This window comes from Acetobacter senegalensis (assembly GCF_001580995.1).
Classification (GTDB): Bacteria; Pseudomonadota; Alphaproteobacteria; order Acetobacterales; family Acetobacteraceae; genus Acetobacter; species Acetobacter senegalensis.
This window is the reverse complement of the sequence record NZ_LHZU01000140.1, coordinates 69,326-87,026: the sequence shown is the minus strand read 5'-3', so window position 1 is coordinate 87,026 and position 17,701 is coordinate 69,326. Positions and strand designations below refer to the sequence as shown.

The 17,701-nt window shown below is 57.7% G+C and carries 15 protein-coding genes and 1 other RNA gene; 5 read left to right on the top strand and 11 right to left on the bottom strand.

Annotated elements, in window-relative coordinates; genetic code table 11:
* Positions 1 to 114: 114 nt before the first annotated feature.
* The 4 genes from AD948_RS12820 to aroA form a co-directional block, all read right to left on the bottom strand.
* Complete coding sequence (locus AD948_RS12820; RefSeq protein ID WP_061472266.1) at positions 115 to 1,323, bottom strand: L-dopachrome tautomerase-related protein; 1,209 nt, start codon at positions 1,321 to 1,323, stop codon at positions 115 to 117.
* Between the two features lie 538 nt (positions 1,324 to 1,861).
* Positions 1,862 to 3,574 carry a 30S ribosomal protein S1 gene (gene rpsA / locus AD948_RS12815; RefSeq protein WP_035378973.1) on the bottom strand — a complete coding sequence of 571 codons (1,713 nt, stop codon included), beginning with the start codon at positions 3,572 to 3,574 and terminating at the stop codon, positions 1,862 to 1,864.
* Positions 3,575 to 3,853: 279 nt separating this feature from the next.
* A complete protein-coding gene (locus AD948_RS12810) occupies positions 3,854 to 4,498 on the bottom strand; it encodes a (d)CMP kinase (protein WP_045543632.1) in 645 nt (214 codons plus the stop codon).
* On the bottom strand, positions 4,495 to 5,847 hold the full coding sequence (gene aroA, locus AD948_RS12805) for a 3-phosphoshikimate 1-carboxyvinyltransferase (RefSeq protein WP_058987672.1): 1,353 nt from the start codon (positions 5,845 to 5,847) through the stop codon (positions 4,495 to 4,497). Before aroA ends, AD948_RS12810 begins: the two co-directional genes overlap by 4 nt.
* Positions 5,848 to 6,083: 236 nt before the next feature.
* On the opposite strand from aroA, the gene AD948_RS12800 reads away from it, so the two are divergent.
* Positions 6,084 to 6,416 carry a TIGR02300 family protein gene (locus AD948_RS12800; RefSeq protein ID WP_035378876.1) on the top strand — a complete coding sequence of 111 codons (333 nt, stop codon included), beginning with the start codon at positions 6,084 to 6,086 and terminating at the stop codon, positions 6,414 to 6,416.
* A gap of 109 nt (positions 6,417 to 6,525) precedes the next feature.
* Here AD948_RS12800 and AD948_RS12795 read toward each other — a convergent pair whose 3' ends face one another.
* The 7 genes from AD948_RS12795 to ffs form a co-directional block, all read right to left on the bottom strand.
* A complete protein-coding gene (locus tag AD948_RS12795) occupies positions 6,526 to 7,860 on the bottom strand; it encodes a radical SAM protein (RefSeq protein WP_156479028.1) in 1,335 nt (444 codons plus the stop codon).
* Positions 7,861 to 8,343: 483 nt separating this feature from the next.
* Positions 8,344 to 8,748, bottom strand: a complete 405-nt coding sequence (gene folB / locus AD948_RS12785) for a dihydroneopterin aldolase (RefSeq protein ID WP_061472263.1) — start codon at positions 8,746 to 8,748, stop codon at positions 8,344 to 8,346.
* Between the two features lie 7 nt (positions 8,749 to 8,755).
* Positions 8,756 to 9,556: an SDR family oxidoreductase gene (locus AD948_RS12780; RefSeq protein ID WP_061472262.1), complete on the bottom strand. Its 801-nt coding sequence runs from the start codon at positions 9,554 to 9,556 to the stop codon at positions 8,756 to 8,758.
* A gap of 36 nt (positions 9,557 to 9,592) precedes the next feature.
* The gene (recR, locus tag AD948_RS12775; protein WP_006557591.1) at positions 9,593 to 10,189 is read right to left on the bottom strand and encodes a recombination mediator RecR; all 597 of its coding nucleotides are present in this window, start codon (positions 10,187 to 10,189) and stop codon (positions 9,593 to 9,595) included.
* A gap of 76 nt (positions 10,190 to 10,265) precedes the next feature.
* Entirely contained in the window at positions 10,266 to 10,589 is a 324-nt protein-coding gene (locus AD948_RS12770; RefSeq protein ID WP_006557590.1) for a YbaB/EbfC family nucleoid-associated protein, read from the bottom strand.
* Positions 10,590 to 10,684: 95 nt separating this feature from the next.
* The gene (locus AD948_RS12765) at positions 10,685 to 12,850 is read right to left on the bottom strand and encodes a DNA polymerase III subunit gamma/tau (RefSeq protein WP_061472261.1); all 2,166 of its coding nucleotides are present in this window, start codon (positions 12,848 to 12,850) and stop codon (positions 10,685 to 10,687) included.
* A 57-nt stretch (positions 12,851 to 12,907) separates the two neighbouring features.
* Positions 12,908 to 13,005: signal recognition particle sRNA small type (gene ffs, locus AD948_RS12760), an RNA gene on the bottom strand.
* Between the two features lie 112 nt (positions 13,006 to 13,117).
* On the opposite strand from ffs, the gene AD948_RS12755 reads away from it, so the two are divergent.
* The 4 genes from AD948_RS12755 (at position 13,118) to nagA (ending at position 17,649) form a co-directional block, all read left to right on the top strand.
* Positions 13,118 to 13,609 (top strand): hypothetical protein, encoded by a 492-nt coding sequence (locus tag AD948_RS12755; protein WP_006557588.1) that lies wholly within the window; start codon positions 13,118 to 13,120, stop codon positions 13,607 to 13,609.
* Positions 13,610 to 14,142: 533 nt separating this feature from the next.
* Positions 14,143 to 15,204: an N-acetylglucosamine kinase gene (locus tag AD948_RS12750; RefSeq protein WP_082782441.1), complete on the top strand. Its 1,062-nt coding sequence runs from the start codon at positions 14,143 to 14,145 to the stop codon at positions 15,202 to 15,204.
* Positions 15,204 to 16,508: a glucose/galactose MFS transporter gene (gene gluP / locus AD948_RS12745; RefSeq protein ID WP_061472260.1), complete on the top strand. Its 1,305-nt coding sequence runs from the start codon at positions 15,204 to 15,206 to the stop codon at positions 16,506 to 16,508. Before AD948_RS12750 ends, gluP begins: the two co-directional genes overlap by 1 nt.
* A gap of 37 nt (positions 16,509 to 16,545) precedes the next feature.
* Positions 16,546 to 17,649: an N-acetylglucosamine-6-phosphate deacetylase gene (gene nagA, locus AD948_RS12740; protein ID WP_061472259.1), complete on the top strand. Its 1,104-nt coding sequence runs from the start codon at positions 16,546 to 16,548 to the stop codon at positions 17,647 to 17,649.
* Positions 17,650 to 17,701: the final 52 nt, after the last annotated feature.

The following is a 17,701-nucleotide window of genomic DNA, read 5'->3' as shown; positions in this document are numbered from 1 at the left end:
TAGAATCATATTTTGCCGTTCAAATTTAAATGTCGTTCCGCTTTTTTGGTCTCTCAGCCCTGCCAGATGCTCCTGGCAGGGCTTCCTGTTTTTAAAAGGGCTTCTTTACCCCCCTTATGTGGGCTCCGCGCTGTAGGTCGGCACAGGCTCAATGGGAAAACGGATAAGATGATACGGCGGACGCCGCTTATCCTGCCCATTATTGAAGCTGGCCAGCCGGTTCCACTGTCCCAGTGTGCAATAGACATGCGTACGCGTGCAGAAAATGCCATCAGGCGAAAGAATGCGCGGATCATGCACCATCAGATCAAATGATCCATCCGTATTGCGCCGCAGAATACAATCGTGCTCGAAATTGGTTGTGTAGATACGGCCTTGAGCATCTGTCGCCAGCCCGTCTGCTGTTCCTTTTTCTCCTTCATCCCGCACCGCTTTTGCAAGATCCGCATCGGAAACAGAAAAATCGGACAGCAGCGCCGTTGGCAGACTGTACAGCCTGCGGCTGGTCAGAGGCGCGTAATAGAGCCGATCACTTGATGCACTCAGGGTAACACCATCTACGCCGCCCACCACAAAACGGGGCTTCTGGGCGGGGTCATACACCAGCGGCACCCCCTCCACCACGGCCATGAAGCCTGCCTCCGCCTGCGTGGAAGGATGGGTTGCCAGAACGCGGCGCTGCTTCCCGCTGGCAACGTCCACAACGACCAGCCCCGGACTGTGCCCAAACGAACTATCGCTGACATACACAGTGCCTGCCTGCCCGTGTGTCAGATCCACGCGCAGATCATTCATATGGCTGTCAGGCAGCAGCGTCGGGCTTTTGAGGATAATGCTGTGCAGCAGCCTGTTGGCCGCAATATCAAAACACACAATTTTAGCGGCACCGGGTTGAAGCGGCAGCCCCGCCAGCTTGCCGTCATCAATAGCCCACAGCCTGCCCTGAGTATCCATCATCATACCATGGATAGACATCAGCCTGTCCGCAGGTGCGGCAGAAGACGGCAGACTAAGCGCTGCACTGGGCCAAGGCACCACACGCCCGTTCACCAGTTCCCCTAGTGTCGCGCCTTTATGGTTGATGGCGTGCCGGGGAAAACCGACAAAAATCCGTCCGTTCTCCGCCACAACAATACCGGAAGGACCGGGCCCGTAAAACTCAGCGACAATATCGAATGACCCGGCAGGTTCATAACCCTGATCGCCATTTACGCCGGTTGTGGGCGTGCCCTGCGCCCGTGCGGGCAACGCCCCGCCGAGAGACACCATGCCCCCCACCAGAGGGGCCACAGCCACCCCGGCAACAAGCCGCCTGCGTGACATGCACGCCTGAACATGTCGCCAGAAAGAAGACCCCTTAGGCAAATCTGGTAAATGGCGATCCGTCATCCTCATCTCCCTCTTCCCTGCTCCACTTTAGACATCAGGGAAGAAACCCCGATGCCTCAAAGCGCGGTGCCGGCCTGACTTGCAGGCCGTTCTGGCCGGGTATTGCCCCGGACCACGCCCTGTCATTCCTGTTGGTTATCGTCTCAAGGGTTTCACGCGGGCCGTGATCTCACAACCCCTGAACCGTCTATACGGCCATCACACGTTGGTAGGGTGCGCATGCTCCCCTCCCCTACAGACATTCTATGCGCCACAGACCGCGGGAAGCGGGAAGCGGGAAGCGGGAAGCGGGAAGCGGGAAGCGGGAAGCGGGGGAGCAAGGCCCTTTTATGCCCACACACAAGCCAGTATGAGCGGGATATGAGACATAAAAAAAGCGGCGCTGTTTCCAGCACCGCTTTTTCCGGCATCACTACCGAGGCGTTCCGGGGGTGTGAGGCGAACCCCACACATCCGGTATTCCAGTAACTGATCAGGCGTCGGTGTTACGACGACGGATGGCAGCACCCAGAATATCACCGAGAGACGCACCGCTGTCGGATGAGCCGTATTCGTTGATAGCCTGCTTGTCTTCTTCCACTTCACGGCCCTTGATGGTCAGAGCCAGCTTGCGGGCTGCGCGGTCAACGGAGACCACTTTCGCATCCACACGTTCGCCAACAGCGAAGCGTTCCGGACGCTGTTCCGCCTTGTCACGAGCCAGTTCCGCACGACGGATGAAGCCGGTCAGAACATCGTCAACCTTCACTTCAATCCCGTTGGACTGAACTGCGGTCACGGTGCAGGTTACAATGGCACCCTTCTGAACGCTGGTCAGCACATCAGCTGCCGGATCTTCCTGAAGCTGCTTGATGCCCAGAGAGATGCGTTCTTTTTCCACATCCACGTCCAGAACCTTGGCTTTGACAACCTGGCCCTTTTCGTAGTGCTTCATGGCTTCTTCGCCAGTTTCGTCCCAGGACAGGTCGGACATGTGAACCATGCCGTCGATGTCTGCGGAGAGACCAACAAACAGACCGAATTCGGTGATGTTGCGGATTTCGCCTTCCACGGTGGAGCCGATCTTGTGCTCTTCCGCGAACTGTTCCCAAGGATTGCGCTGAACCTGCTTCAGGCCCAGGGAGATGCGGCGCTTCGCGCTGTCCACATCCAGAACCATCACATCGACTTCCTGAGAAGTAGCGACGATCTTGCCCGGATGGACGTTCTTCTTCGTCCAGGACATTTCAGAAACGTGCACCAGACCTTCAACGCCCGGTTCCAGCTCAACAAATGCGCCGTAATCGGTGATGTTGGTCACGCGGCCCGTGTAACGCGCACCCGGCGGGTACTTCAGGGCAACATTTTCCCACGGATCAGCTTCAAGCTGCTTCATACCCAGGGAGATACGCTGCGTATCGGAGTTGAAGCGGATAACCTGCACGCGCACCGGCTGGCCGATCTGCAGAGCTTCAGACGGGTGGTTGATACGCTTCCACGCAATGTCGGTCACGTGCAGCAGGCCGTCAACGCCGCCCAGATCAACGAACGCACCGTAATCGGTGATGTTCTTCACAACGCCGTCCAGAATCATGCCTTCGGTCAGGCCCTGGATCAGTTCGCTGCGCTGTTCTGCACGGGTTTCTTCCAGAACGGCACGACGGGAGACAACAATGTTGCCACGCGCACGGTCCATCTTCAGAATCTGGAACGGCTGAGGAACACCCATCAGCGGGCTGACGTCACGCACGGGGCGGATATCAACCTGGCTGCCGGGCAGGAACGCCATGGCGCCACCCAGATCAACCGTGAAGCCACCCTTGACGCGGCCATAGATGGTGCCGTTGACGCGCTGGTTTGCTTCGAACGCCTTTTCAAGGTTCGTCCAGGCTTCTTCACGGCGTGCTTTTTCGCGGGAGAGAACAATGCTGCCGTCACGGTCTTCGTACCGTTCAACATACAGTTCCACCACGTCGCCCGGCTTGATATCCGGCGTCACGCCCGGAGGAGCAAATTCACGCAGGGACACGCGACCTTCGCTCTTCAGGCCAACATCAACAATGGCAAATTCGTCAGTCAGGCGAACAATACGCCCGCGCACAACGGACCCGTCAAAGCCGGTATCACGGCCAAGGGTCTCGTCGAGAAGGGTAGCAAAATCTTCACCACGGAAGTGATCCGCGGTCGGGGTTGCGGCTGAAGCCATGTGTAACTGTAAATCCTGCGCCGACTTGCCAATGAAGAAGCCGGCCATTCCTGCGCACCACATCGTGCGGCACGACTTGCTGGCGGAGATATCAGGAAAACCTGATCTATGTTCCGGCAGCCCAGAGAAAAGAAAATTGAAAACCCGCTGCAAACAACAGGCATCTGTATCGCAGAGACACCTTCCACCCGCGCTTTGTCAACACAAAGGAGTGGAAAATAACGTGAGATATAATGAAAATAAGCAGTTGCGTGCCATCCATGACACGCAAACCTGCCTTTACTGGCCGAGTCGCCTGCGCGCGAACGCGAGAGCCTGCGCCAGAACGTCTTCCGCGCTCAGGGTATCCGTTTCAATAACCTGAGCATCTGCCGCTACCTGCAAGGGGGCTGTTTTCCGGCCAGAATCCGCTGCATCCCTCACCTTCAGCGCCTCTTCCATTTCAGCCACCTGCGCCTGCGCGTTGGGGGCACTCTGGTCCCCTCCCAGTTGCAGGAAACGCCGCAGGGCCCGCGTGGCGGGAGAGGCTGTGATGAACAGTTTGACGTCCGCATCGGGAAAAATCACGGTGCCGATATCACGCCCGTCCAGCACAGCCCCGCGCTCACCCGCAAAGCGGCGCTGGGTTTCGACAAGGGCCTGCCGCACGGCTGGCTGGGCGGCTACCTTACTGGCGGCCTGCGCTACCTCTGGCGCACGCAGGTCTGTGCGGGCCAGATCTTCCGGGCTTAATTTCTGGGCAAACGCCTCTGCCGGAGCAGCAGGGTCCTGCCCGGCATCCAGCGCAAGCCGCCCTACGGCCCGATAGAGCAACCCCGTATCCAGATAAGGAAGCGAGAGCGCCTGCGCCAACCGTTTGGCCAGAGTGCCTTTTCCCGCCGCAGCAGGACCATCAACCGCTATAACCGGACCGCCACGCTTCATGCCGCAAACCCTGCGCCAAGGCTGTTCAGAAGCGGGAAGTAACCCGGGAAACTTGTGTCAATAAACGCGGTATCATCAATTTCCACCGGGTTTTCTGCCACCAGCCCCAGAATGGAAGCGCTCATGGCCAGACGATGATCCATATGGGTTTCCACAGTGCCACCGCCCGGAATAGCGCCCTGGGTGCCATAAATAATCAGATCATCACCATCCACTTTGGTGCGCACGCCGTTCTTTTCCAGCAACGCCACGGTAGACGCCAGACGATCACTCTCCTTAACGCGCAATTCCTCCACTCCGCGAAAACGCGAAATGCCCGTAGCAAACCCCGCTGCCACAGCCAGAATGGGGTATTCATCAATCATGGACGGCGCACGCTCCGCAGGCACATCCACGGCTTGAAGTGAGGAAGCCTGTACGTGCAGATCCCCTACCGGTTCGCCACCTTCCGTCCGTTCGTTGGTGATATCCAACCGGGCACCCATTTCACGCAGGGTGGTGAACAATCCCGTGCGCAGCGGGTTAAGGCCCACATTGGAAATCACAACATCAGACCCCGCCACCAGCAAAGCCGCCACCAGCACAAAGGCTGCGGATGACGGGTCTCCCGGCACAGTCACATCCCGCGCTATCAGGTGCGGTTTGCCTTGCAGGCGGATAATCCGACCGCCTTCTGGCGTTTCTTCCACTGCCACCTGCGCCCCAAAGTGACGCAGCATGTTTTCCGTATGATCCCGCGTGGGCACAGGTTCTTCCACCCGTGTTTCGCCAGCGGCATTCAGGCCCGCCAGCAGAACGGCGGATTTAACCTGAGCAGACGCCACAGGCAGGCGGTAATCAAGCGGAGCAGGCGTTGCATTGCCCTGAATGGCCAGTGGCAGACGCCCGCCTTCCCGCGCAAGGAAGGTAGCCCCCGTGCCCGCCAGCGGGTCTGTCACCCGTTTCATGGGGCGGCGGCGCAGGCTGGCGTCACCGGTCATGACGGACATCATGCCGTGGCTGGCCAGAATGCCGGAAAGTAGACGGGCCGCCGTGCCGGAATTGCCCATATCCAGCACATCAGAGGGCTCTGTCAGCGCCCCAAGGCCACGCCCCCGCACATGCCAGCGGCCATTTTCATCGCGGGTGATATGCGCGCCCAGCGCCCGCATGGCGTCTGCCGTGCGCAGCACGTCCTCCCCTTCCAGCAGACCGATAATGCGGGTCTCGCCTTCAGCAAGCGCAGAAAACATCAGCGCCCTGTGGCTGATGGATTTATCTCCCGGTACGGCCACCGTACCGGCAAGAGGGGCAGGCGCGCGGGTAACGCGCAAAGGACGGGAAGAAGAGGGTGCCTGTGTCATGCCCATTTCATTCCGGCTTGTCCCGCCGTAAGTCAATCCGCCAGAGGCTGGAATCTGTCTCTTCTGCATGGAAAATTATTACCTCTTTTTCCACGCAGGGTTTGACAGGCGTGCTGTGCAATGGCATTTGGCCTCGCCTTAATAGTGTGGTCGATTCCCGCCTCAGGCCATCTGAGCAGGGAATCGCCCGTTTCCGGGGCGATCCCTCGTCCCATGTCTGCTCAGGATCGACAGGTAGCAAGATGTCCCAGCCCGATCTCGGCACCAAACGCGTCTGCGTGTCCTGTGGTGCCCGCTTCTATGATTTGAACCGTAACCCGGCCGTATGCCCCAAATGCGGGACAGAACAGCCCGAACTGGTTCCCCGTCTGCGCCGCAGCACGGACAGCCTGACCCCCACCCCGGCTGATACCCCGGCGGCTAAGCCCAAAGACGATGATGATCTGGATCTCGACACCGACGCCGACACCGATGCCGATGATGTGATGGAAGATACATCCGATCTGGATGACGACGACGATGACATCAGCTCCGACATTGATGTCAGCACGGATTCGGATGAACACGATTCCTGATCTGGCACACTGCACCGGGTTTTTCCCGGTGTGCTGATCACATTAAAGCCCGCTCTCGCAGCGGGCTTTTTTTATGGTTGCCACACAGCCAGAAAATACGCTTTGTCTATCAGGCTGGAATTTCCGACCGATCAAGCGTGTTAAAAAACGTTTCCGGGTCGCCAATATCACGCACATTTTTTGTCAGGATAGGCACTTCGATCATCGTATTCCCTGTACTGGCCACGCTGATGCCCCGCAGTTCCAGCGTTCCATCCCAAGAAAGGCGCGCGAGATAACGACCGGGCAAAAAGCCGGTCTCCAGCGTGGGAGCGGGAACAGGAGCAGGCGATGGCTCATCTCCTGATGGAACCGGAGGCCTGTCGAGAAGGATCTGACCTGGCTCAAGTGTCGGGAGATTGGCTTGGAGCCAGTCCCAATCCGTTTGCGTCAGAAACTCCTGCTCACGAAAGGCTGGATCAATAAAGGGAACATCATAAGTATAACGAATCTCTACCTGTGCGGCTCGCCGTTCTTCTATCAGATAACGCGCCAGATCTGGCAGTTCGTGGAGATTGGATTTATAGGCCATAATGATATAGCGCAGTGCAACTGAGGAATTTACCTCGTTGAAAGCATTTAGAAGTTTGTCCCAGTTTTCCATGAAGATTGGAAAACGAGCCCCCTTGCGCATCCGCTCGTATATCTCTGGCGTGCGAGATTCTATTGAAATATTGATATGGTCAATTCCACTCCGGGCCAAACCATGAAAGTAAGAGGCAGGCATACGCCGCGCAATATTGGATGTGAAAAACACCTTATTGCGCATCCCGTTCGGTATTAAATCCAAAAAAGAAAGAAAATCTGGATGAAGCGATGGTTCATGCAGGCAGGAAAACCAGAATTCACCATCTTTCGTATAAGGCATCAACCGGAGTGCAGCCTCCAATGTCTCCCGTGTCATGACATTTGTCCGGCGCACGCCGCTATAGTCATAAAGACAGAAGGGGCACCGTAAATTGCAGTTATTTACGATATCCATCGCCACGTGCAGAAGGGGCTGCCACGCAGCAAGCTGCGGGGAATGCGTAATCTCATCTCGGCCCGGAACGCGCACCCGCAAGCGCTCTCGTTCAGCAGGAGAAAGCTCCCGCTTCAGGTGAAACCAGAACCCATACGCGCGACTATTGTCTCCTACACCGGCAATACCATGATGAAACTGGTCCGCTAAAACGGTGCCAAGACTCTCGCCTGTGTCTGGAAGAAAGGCTTCTACCGGCAGGCGCTGAACTGGATCATCCGGATCCATGATCCACCCGTGAATGTGGCGTAGGCCGATCTGATCTACAAAACCGAGCAGAGGTTTCCCTGCGGTAGTCTGCACATGCTCCGCACCCCCTTCCGGGGGAGAAGGACGCGTGAAGAACCCCAGTATTTTTCTGCCCGCTCTTTTAACCCTGCTCACATGCGCACCATGCTGTTCATCACATTATTTTCTGCCCGCACCATAAGATTATATCTGAGAAAAGAGCGCAACATTTTCAGGAATAATCAGATGCTGGTTGATTGATTATCTGTCCATATGACAAAAAAAATACCTACTGAACTCTCATTTGGTGCATATGATAATTCTGTCTTTCAGAAACACGGTAACCATTAGCGGACCGTGGAAACACACTGCAAAGCCGGACATAGACCAGCCCTCCGGATAGGACTTTCAAAACGGAAGGCTTTGATCTACCGCGGCCAGGCAGCTCTCAAGCCTTATCTCGAAAAATCAAATCATATTTTGCAGATTTGAAAAGCTGTAGCTTTCCCTGACGCCCGATGCATGTGTCTCCATAAAATCAATGTGTCCGTATAACACAGCATCGGGACACCTTATTTTTCTGAAGTGTTGCGTTTATTTTCAACATGCCGATGCTGGAAAATAAACGCTCTTTTGTCCTCAGCCCTGCGGGGTAGCACGGCGTTCTATTTCTACGCCTACGGATTCAATTTCTTCAAAAACATCCAGTTTTTCAATTTTTATGCGCACAACACGCACGCGGGCATCTGCCAGAACACCGGCGGCAATGCGTTCCGCCAATGTTTCCACCAACCTTACATGCCCTTCACTTACAATACGGCGCACCAGAAGCACCACATGCTCGTAAGAGACCGTGCGGCTCAGATCATCTGCGCCCACTTCCAGATCATCCCGATCCAGCACACCAAACGCCACGGAAACGCGGATACGCTGGGTGACACCCTGCTCATGCGGGAAAACGCCAATATGCGCATCCAGCACCATGTTGTTGAGGAACAGGCAGCGCAACGGCGGTTCGTCCGCCCACGGAGCAAAAACTGTCATACGAGGGTTATTCTTCCAAAACAGAACCGGCTGCCGCAGCCGGAGACCACTGCAAATGTTGCCCGCCATCCAGCGCCAGCATCTGCCCCGTAACTGAGGGTAACGCCAGAAGAGCCAGGGCAGACCGCGCCACTTCTTCTGGCGATGTGCCATGACCCAGCGGTACGGAAGCGCATTGCCGGGCAAATTGTTCCTCACTCTGCCGCACACTGGCCAGAGCAGGGCCGGGGCCTATGGCGTTCACCCGAATGCCATGGGGTGCAAGAGCAAGCGCCATGGTCTGTGTCAGGGTCCACAAAGCACTTTTAGACACCGTGTAACTGATAAAATGAGGGGTGAGGGACCACACGCGCTGATCCAGCATGTTCAGCACCATTCCCTCCGCATCCTTGGGGAGCGCCTTGGCAAAAGCCTGCATCAGCACAAATGGCGCACGCAGGTTGGGCTTCATATGCCCAACCCAACTGTCCTTTGTCGCGTCATCCCATTCATCACGCTCAAAGGTTGAGGCGTTGTTGACCAGCACCCCAAGCGGACCGCCTAGCGCTGCACTTGCCTGTTCCACCAGTGGTGAAACAAATTCTTCCCGTGCAAGATCCGCCTTGAGCAGACACGCCTTACGGCCCAGCGCCACAACTTCTTTCCGCGTTTCTTCCGCCGCGTCCGTGTCTCCACGGTAATGAATGGCCACATCAAACCCGGCTTCAGCCAACGCCAGAACAATAGCCTTGCCCAGCCGCGCCTTGCCCCCCGTTACCAATGCCCGACGCGGAATGCGTGAAGAAATTGGAAAAGCATTTATCGCCACGTTATTCTCCGTCTCCGGGTTAGTATACGCTGCTCTTCAGGCAGGCCGTCGGGCGCCCAGAGCCGCCGCCAGTGTGCCATCATCCAGCACATCCAGTGCGCCGCCCACAGGCACGCCCTGCGCAACCCGGCTGACGGCTACGCCCTCATAAATCGCCAACCTGTCCATCAGCCAGTGCATGGTGGTGGCCCCTTCAACAGTGGCCCCCAGTGCCAGAATGACTTCACGCACACTGCCACATTCCAGTCTGTCCAGCAGGGGGGCTATATTCAGGTCTTCCGGCCCTATTCCCGCCAGCGGAGAAAGCGTTCCGCCCAGCACCAGATAGACCCCTCTATGCACGCCAGCACGCTCCAGCGCCCACAGATCACCCACCGTTTCCACCACACACACCACACTGCGGTCCCTTACTGGGTCCGTGCAAATGTGGCAGGGATCAACCGTGTCCAGATTGCCGCAGGTGGAACAGGTTTTGACAGCATTGCCGGCATGTTCTAGCGCGCGGGCCAGCGGCACCAGACGCGCCTGAGGATCACGCAGCAGAAACAGGGCAATGCGCCGGGCCGAACGCGGGCCAAAGCCCGGCAACCGCCCCAGAAGCTTGATAAGCTGCTCTATTTCCTGCCCGCGCATCCTGCACTCCGCCTGTCTTCTCCATCCGCTCTGCATCGCGCCCGCCATGTCATGCGGGCACGCATTGCACGATGGATCAGAACGGCAGCTTCATACCTGCGGGCAGGTTCAGCCCACCGGTGACTTTCTGCATTTCTTCCGCTGCCTTGGCATCCAGCTTGGTGCGGGCATCGGCACAGGCCGCCACGATCAGATCCTGCAACATTTCCATTTCTGCAGGGTCTGCCAGTTTGGGGTCGATGGTGATGGAGCGCATGTCACCCTTGCCGCTCAGCACGACCTTGACCATGCCAGCACCAGCAGCGCCTTCAATGTTCATCGCTTCCAGCGTGGCCTGCATGGCTTCCATCTTTGCCTGCATCTGGGTCGCCTGCTTCATCAGTCCGGCAAGATTTTTCATGGTTTACTCTCCCTGTCTGACCGCAGTGCAGCGGTCTGGTCTGGGGTGGTCTTCCACCCTGTCGTTAAAGCCGGAGGTTCCGGCCGATATCCAGCTCAATCCATGGATGAACCGGGATCGAATGGTCGTTCATCCTCGTCCAGCAGTTCGGCGTCAAGCGGTGCAAATACAAGGTCTGGCACCTCCTCAGGGGGCAGGCCGTAATCATCCAGCCCGTGGTCACGCACTTCACCCAACTCCGCATCCGGAAAAGTGGCCAGAATGGCCTTTACCAGCGGATGTGCCTTGGCAGTGCGGCGTTGGAACTGGATGATCTCCGCACCCTGTTCGTCCAAAGTGGGCTCCCCGGCCTCATCCGAGATCTTGACCCGCCATTGCTGATGAGTGGCGTGCTCGAGCACACGCTGAAGCTGCCGCCCCAGATCAGACGGAACGCCAACCTCCGGCCGCACCACAATGTCACCCGGCGCGAAGGAAACCAGATGAACTGCATTCCGCAAATGCCCATGCAGCAGGGCTTCCCTCCGATCCTTGACCAAGGCCACGGCCTCACGCCACGTGCGGGGCATGGGAGCAATGCTTGGCTGTGCAGGTTCGGAAGGTTCTACCGCTGGCTCCGCCGCAACCTGAGGCGCCGGATCTCCACCCTGAGCAGGCTCTCGGGCAATATCGGGCTGCACAGCCATGACAGAGGTGCCACCGACCATTCTCAAAGCGGGCGGAGGTTCTGCCGGTTGATGAGCGGAGGTGTCTGGCCGCGCTGAAGATGCTGATGAGGCGGAGGGGCTGCCATCGCCATCCAACCCGGTTCCTGTCTGTGGCGCAGGACGCTGGGCAGGCGCATCCTCCCATGGGGGATGAACATCTGACGTCTCGATGCGCGCAGAAGGAAGTGACCCATTCTGCCCACTCATTCCAGAAGAAGAGATCTGTGCACCGCCAGCCGAAGGTGGGGCTGGAGTGTTTTCTTGCCCGGACAGACGTTTGATCAGATCAGCCGGGGAGGGAAGGTCCGCCACGTAACAAAGGCGGATCAGCACCATATCTGCAGCGGCGCGTCTGTCCGGTGCGGACTCAACTTCCTGCACGCCTTTCACCAGCATCTGCCAGGCACGCATCAACACCGGCACAGGCAGTTTTTCTGCCATTTCCGTGCCGCGCACCCGCTCAGCTTCTGGCAGATCGGCCGAATCCCGCAGGGAAGGAACAGCCCGCAGGCGGGAAATGGTGTGCACCAGTTCCAGCATATCCCCCAGCATCAGGCCGGGGTCTGCACCCCGCGCATGGGCTGCATCAGCCAGAGCCAGCGCCTTGTCCGGTTTGCCGGTAAACGTGGCTTCCAGCAGATCAAAAACCACCTGCCGATCCGCCAGCCCCAGCATGTCACTGACAAGAGCGGCCCCAATTTCTTCTGATGCCCCATCCGGCCCCGTGCCTTGAGCAATGGCCTGATCAAGCAGGGAAAGACCATCACGCACCGAGCCATCCGCCGCGCGGGCAATCAGTGACAGAGCCTCGGGGGAGAGACGCACCTGTTCCTTTTCCGCAATGCGGGCAAACAGGGCGGCCAGATCTGCCTGCGGCACACGGCGCAGGTCAAACCGCTGGCAGCGGGACAGCACCGTTACCGGCACCTTGCGCAGTTCCGTCGTGGCAAAAATGAAAGTGACCTGTGCAGGCGGCTCTTCCAGCGTTTTCAGCAACGCATTGAACGCGTTGCGGGAGAGCATGTGCACTTCGTCAATAATGAAGACCTTCATCCGGCCCTGCATGGGCCGGAAGCGCGTGGCTTCTATAATCTCACGCACATCATCCACCCCCGTGCGGGAAGCGGCATCCATTTCCAGCACATCGGGGTGGCGGTCATTCAGAATGGCGACGCAATTGGCACACACACCACACGGATCTGGCGTGGGGCCGCCCTTGCCATCCGGCCCGATACAGTTGAGCGCTCGGGCGATAATGCGGGCCGTGGTGGTTTTACCCACACCGCGCACACCGGTCAGCATGAAAGCATGAGCCACACGCCCCAGCGCAAACGCATTACGCAGCGTGCGCACCATGGCTTCCTGACCAATCAGGTCATCAAACGTGGTAGGGCGATATTTGCGGGCCAGAACACGATAAGGTGAGCCAGAAGGCGCGACCGGGGCAGGAACAGGGGCTGGAGAAGGAGCATCTCCAAACAGACCGGGGCCTTCCATAACAGGATCGGGAAGCCCCTCATCCTGAGAAAGCTGCGCATCGGTCTTATCGGTCATGACAGTTCCGAAGAGTAAGAGTCACGCCCGCAAGAACTGGTCAACAGGGCGGAAAACGGTGGAAAGCCGGACAATGACCCGGACGAAACTTACTGTGGCTGCTTCCTTCCGGACCTGACCTGGTCAACAAGGTGCCCGTCCACCGCCGACTTTCCACCTCGGTAGATAGCACCAAACGCTGGCACATGCCAACCCTGCACATCTCGGAACCACTTTGGGGCGTTTCCCTCTTGGCCTTGAGGCAATGAGCACGCTAGGACAGAAATCATGGGAGCATCCAGCCCCGGTTCCTCAAGTGCAGAGAGTGTGAGCGTGCCCAGATTCAGCCAGCCCTTTCTTGTTGCAGCCCTGATACTTGCTTGTTTTTCTGTCCCGGTGATGGGCCACGCAGAAGAAGACGATAGCAATAGCAACGGTGAGAACAGCGAAGTTCGCAGCAAAGTGCCCAACATGCAGTTGCAGAAGGAACTGGCCGTACTCCAGTTCAAACCGGAAGCTGCCAGTGAAGCCTGCATCGACTCCCTGAAGGAGCTGCACAAAACGCAGGCGCAACTTGCGGAAGAACAGACCCGCACCCACGATCAGGATGTGGCCATTGCGCAGGACGTGCTTGAGTCAGATTTTGAAAACTCCATAGAACTCTGCTCTCCGGACGTTCGCAAACTCTGTGAAACACAGAACCCCGAAGTACGGCTGGCACGGGCCTGTGAACAGTTGGGCAGCCTTCCCGATGGAGACGGCGCCGGGCAGGAAGACTGACCCCGGCCCATATCAGGCCCCTTTTAAGGTCGCTTCAACAAGATTGAGGTGAGGGCGGACAGGGCAGTGTTGGCCTGAAAAGCAACCAGGAAGGCCCATAAGAACACGCCGAAAAGATTTTTGAAACAGTGGCCCGACAGAGGAAAATGGGCTTCTGTTCCCTCACCAACACATTGGACCATATGCCCCACCAGCACGCAGCCATGGTTGTGCCGAAAGGCGTGGATGCTTCTTGCTAACGACATGCGAAAACTGGCATCCAGCGAGAACGAACGGCCAAAAAACCGGCAATGCGTTTAAGACGCTGGCACGGAAAGGCCGGAGCGTACCGGGATAGAAATCCGCCGGGCCTGCCTTGCAGGTGTGCTCCCTCATCCCTTTCACTCACATGCGCTTCATCCTGCCTCTTACCCTTGGGTTAAGAGCTCTTATTCACACGGCAACTGGTGAGAGACCTGAAAAGGTTATAGGCTTTGCGAAACAAACCAACGCCACATGGCACGGTTTTCCCAAGGCAACCGAAGTTCCGGCCCATGCATGATTCCGCCTTTTCTGCTCCTGCTTCCTCTGTTCCCGCCATTCTGGCCGTTGATGGCGGAGGCACCAAAACAGCCGCGGTGCGTATCGGGCAGGACGCTGGCGTGCAGGCTTATCACACCACGTCTGGCAGCAACCCGTTTGACCAACCTGCATGGCGCGACGTGCTGACTGATCTGGTCACGCCCATAAGCACAGGTGTGCAGGCATCTGCGTTCGGTCTAGCCGGGTATGGAGAAAATCGTGCTTTTGGTGAAACCATCCGCACCCATCTGCATGGCCTGTGCCCCAATGGCGCATTTAGCCTGAGCAATGATGTGGATATGGCCTGCAACGGAGCTTTTGCGGAAGGAGCGGGTGTCCTGTTGCTCTCCGGCACGGGGTCCATTGCATGGGCGCGCAATGCACAGGGCCAGACCACCCGCGTTGGCGGCTGGGGCAGTACCTTTGGAGACGAGGGAAGCGCCTACTGGATTGGCCGCACGGCGCTTCAACTGCTCTGTCAGGCGCTTGATGGCCGCGAACCGGACGCCGTTCCTTTTGCTCGTAAACTGTGCGCTGGCATGGGTTGGCCGGACACAAACCCTGCTGCGATGGACGCCCTGCTGGGCTGGCACGCCGGGCAGGACCGTCCACGTTCGGCAGTGGCGCAATGCGCGCGCCTTGTGGACACACTTGCAGAAGAAGGCTGCCCGCAGGCTCTTACCCTCCTGAAAGCGGCCGCGGCCGAACTGGCCCGCTGCGTGCAGACCGCACGTGCCCATTTTGGTGCAGACAGCGTTGGTGCCGATCCTCTGCCATGGAGCTACGCAGGCAGCGTGTTCAACAGCCGCCTGATCCGTGCGGAACTGACAGCACTCTGCGGTGCGCCCCAGCCGCCCCGGCTGCCACCATTAGGGGGCGGTATTTTACGCGCAGCCCGACAAGCCGGGTGGAGCATTGATGCAGACTGGATTTCTGTGCTGGCAAGAAACCTTGAGGCTCTTCCCGCCACCCAGTCCCTGACAACGCCCCTTCACTCTCTTCTGGCTCCCCTTTCAGAAAAGGCTGGCTCCTGATGCCCGAAGCCACCTCAGCCCCGGCCCCATCCTCCACTGAGAACAATTTTTGCCCCGCAGGGTCTTATGGCTGGACACCGCTCTGCCTGACGGCAATGCTGTTTTTCCTGATCGGGTTTGTCACATGGCTTAACGGGCCGCTGATCTCCTTTGTCAGGGTTTCTTTTTCCCTTGATGATATCAGTGCATTTCTCATCCCGCTTGTTTTCTATTTTTCCTATTTCTTTTTTGCCATCCCAGCCTCCTGGGTTATTGCCCGCACAGGCCTGAAACGTGGTCTTTCCCTTGCGCTGACAGTCATGGCCATGGGCATGGCCTGCACGGGCCAGTTTATTGCTGCCGGGGTCTATGAAGCCGCCTTGGCAGGGTTGCTGATTCTGGGCGGAGGGCTTGCGCTGTTGCAGGTCGCTGTGAACCCGTATGTCAGTTTTCTGGGGCCGCCTCAAAAAGCAGCGCAGCGCATTGCCATTATGGGAATATGCAACAAATTTGCGGGAATTTTGGCTCCCATCGTGCTGGCAACATTGGTCATGGGCGATATTGAAAACGTGGCGCGCCGTGCCGCTGGCATGACAGATGCCGTCGCCCGGTCTGCCCTGCTGAGCCAGTTTGTTCAGGCCATTTACTGGCCCTATCTGGGCATGGCCCTGCTGATGCTTCTGGCTGCTGGCGGTGTTGCGCTTTCAAGCCTACCTGATCTTCAGCCGCCAGAAAAAGCCATTTCTTCAAGCGAACTTTCCCACGCCTCAGACACACGCAGCACGCTGCTTTCCTCACATGTTCTGTGCGGGATAGCCGCCATGTTTCTTTATGTGGGGGTGGAAGTCATGGCGGGCGACGCCATTGGCACCTACGCGCAAGGGTTTGGCCTTCCCCTTAGCCAGACACGGTTTTTCACGGCATTGACACTTACTGGCATGTTGGTGGGATATTGTCTGGGCATGGTCTGCACGCCCCGGTTCTATTCACAGGAACGCTACACCCTGTATTCCTGTATCGCCGGAAGCATTCTCAGCCTGTTGGCTTTTGTGGGGCATGGTTATGGTTCCGTTCTGTGCATCGCCCTACTTGGTGTCGCAAATTCCATGATTTTTCCGGGTCTTTTCCCAACAGTTCTGAATAATACCGGCAAAGCAGCACCCCTTGTTTCGGCTTTTCTGGTCATGGCTTATTGTGGCGGCGGCATTCTGCCCCAGCTTTTTGTCTGGCTGAAAACCCTGTTTGGATTTCAGGGCGTTTTTACCAGCCTGACACTCTGCGGCTATGCACTGATCGCCCTTTACATGCGCCGCTCAGCCTCCTGATATCTTACAGCCCTTTTGCCATTCAAAGAGTTCTACCATGCAGACCTTAAGCGGACACCTTGTTCTTCCTGACCAGATTCTTCCCGGAACAGTCACGTTTTCAGAAAAAACTTTGACTGTTTCTGAAAATACGTCCGTTCCAGACCGCTACATTCTGCCGGGTTTTATTGATGGACACGTTCATGGTGGCAACGGCGCGGACACCATGGATGGTGTAGAGGCCATTCATACGCTTGCCCGCTTTCATGCCACGCATGGCACCACCACCATTTTACCCACCACCATCACCCGGCCATGGGCGGATGTGATGGACGCTCTGCGCGCTGTGGCGGAAAGTGTGCGTACCCAGTGTGCAGGAGGCCCCGTAATCCATGGCGCGCATCTGGAGGGCCCGTTTGTCAGCCCTCATAAACTGGGGGCGCAACCCCCGTACGCCATTGCTCCTACGGAAGACCGCGTAACGGAAGCCTTGGCAACCGGCTGCGTAAAAGTGGTGACGCTGGCTCCAGAACTTCCGCATGCCGAGCAGGCCATGGAGCAGTTTGTCGCTGCGGGTGTGCGCGTCAGCATGGGGCATACGGTTGCAACTTACGAGCAAACGGAAAAAGCCATCTGCCACGTCTGCTCCGCCGGAGGCGTTGCGGGGGCCACGCATCTGTTCAACGCCATGGCGCCCATTACCAGCCGCAAACCCGGCCCGGTAACAGCCCTGATGTGTAGCGATGCTTATGCAGAAATGATTTTTGACACGCATCATGTTCACCCGGCCACCTTCCGGCTGGCACATAAGGTTATGGAAGATCGACTGCTTTTTGTAACAGACGCCATGCGGGCCACGGGTCTGCCCGAAGGGCCCAGCCAGTTGGGCGGGCAGGATGTCATTGTAAAAGACGGCGCCGTGCGTTTGCCCGACGGCAGCCTGGCAGGCAGTGTGCTGACACTGGATGTCGCCTTGCGTAACGCCCTGAAAACCGGAACCCCTCTTGTAAAAGCGTCTGCGCTGCTCAGCAGTAATCCTGCTCGCTATCTTGGCCTGACCGATCGCGGCACATTGGAAGCAGGCAAGCGCGCAGATTACGTGGTGATGGATAGCAGCTTTATGGTGCAGGAGGTCTGGGTGGGCGGCCAGCGCATCCACTAAACCGCTTTGCAGGCACTGTGTTTGGTCGCAGCATCGAAAACCTCCCTGTCTG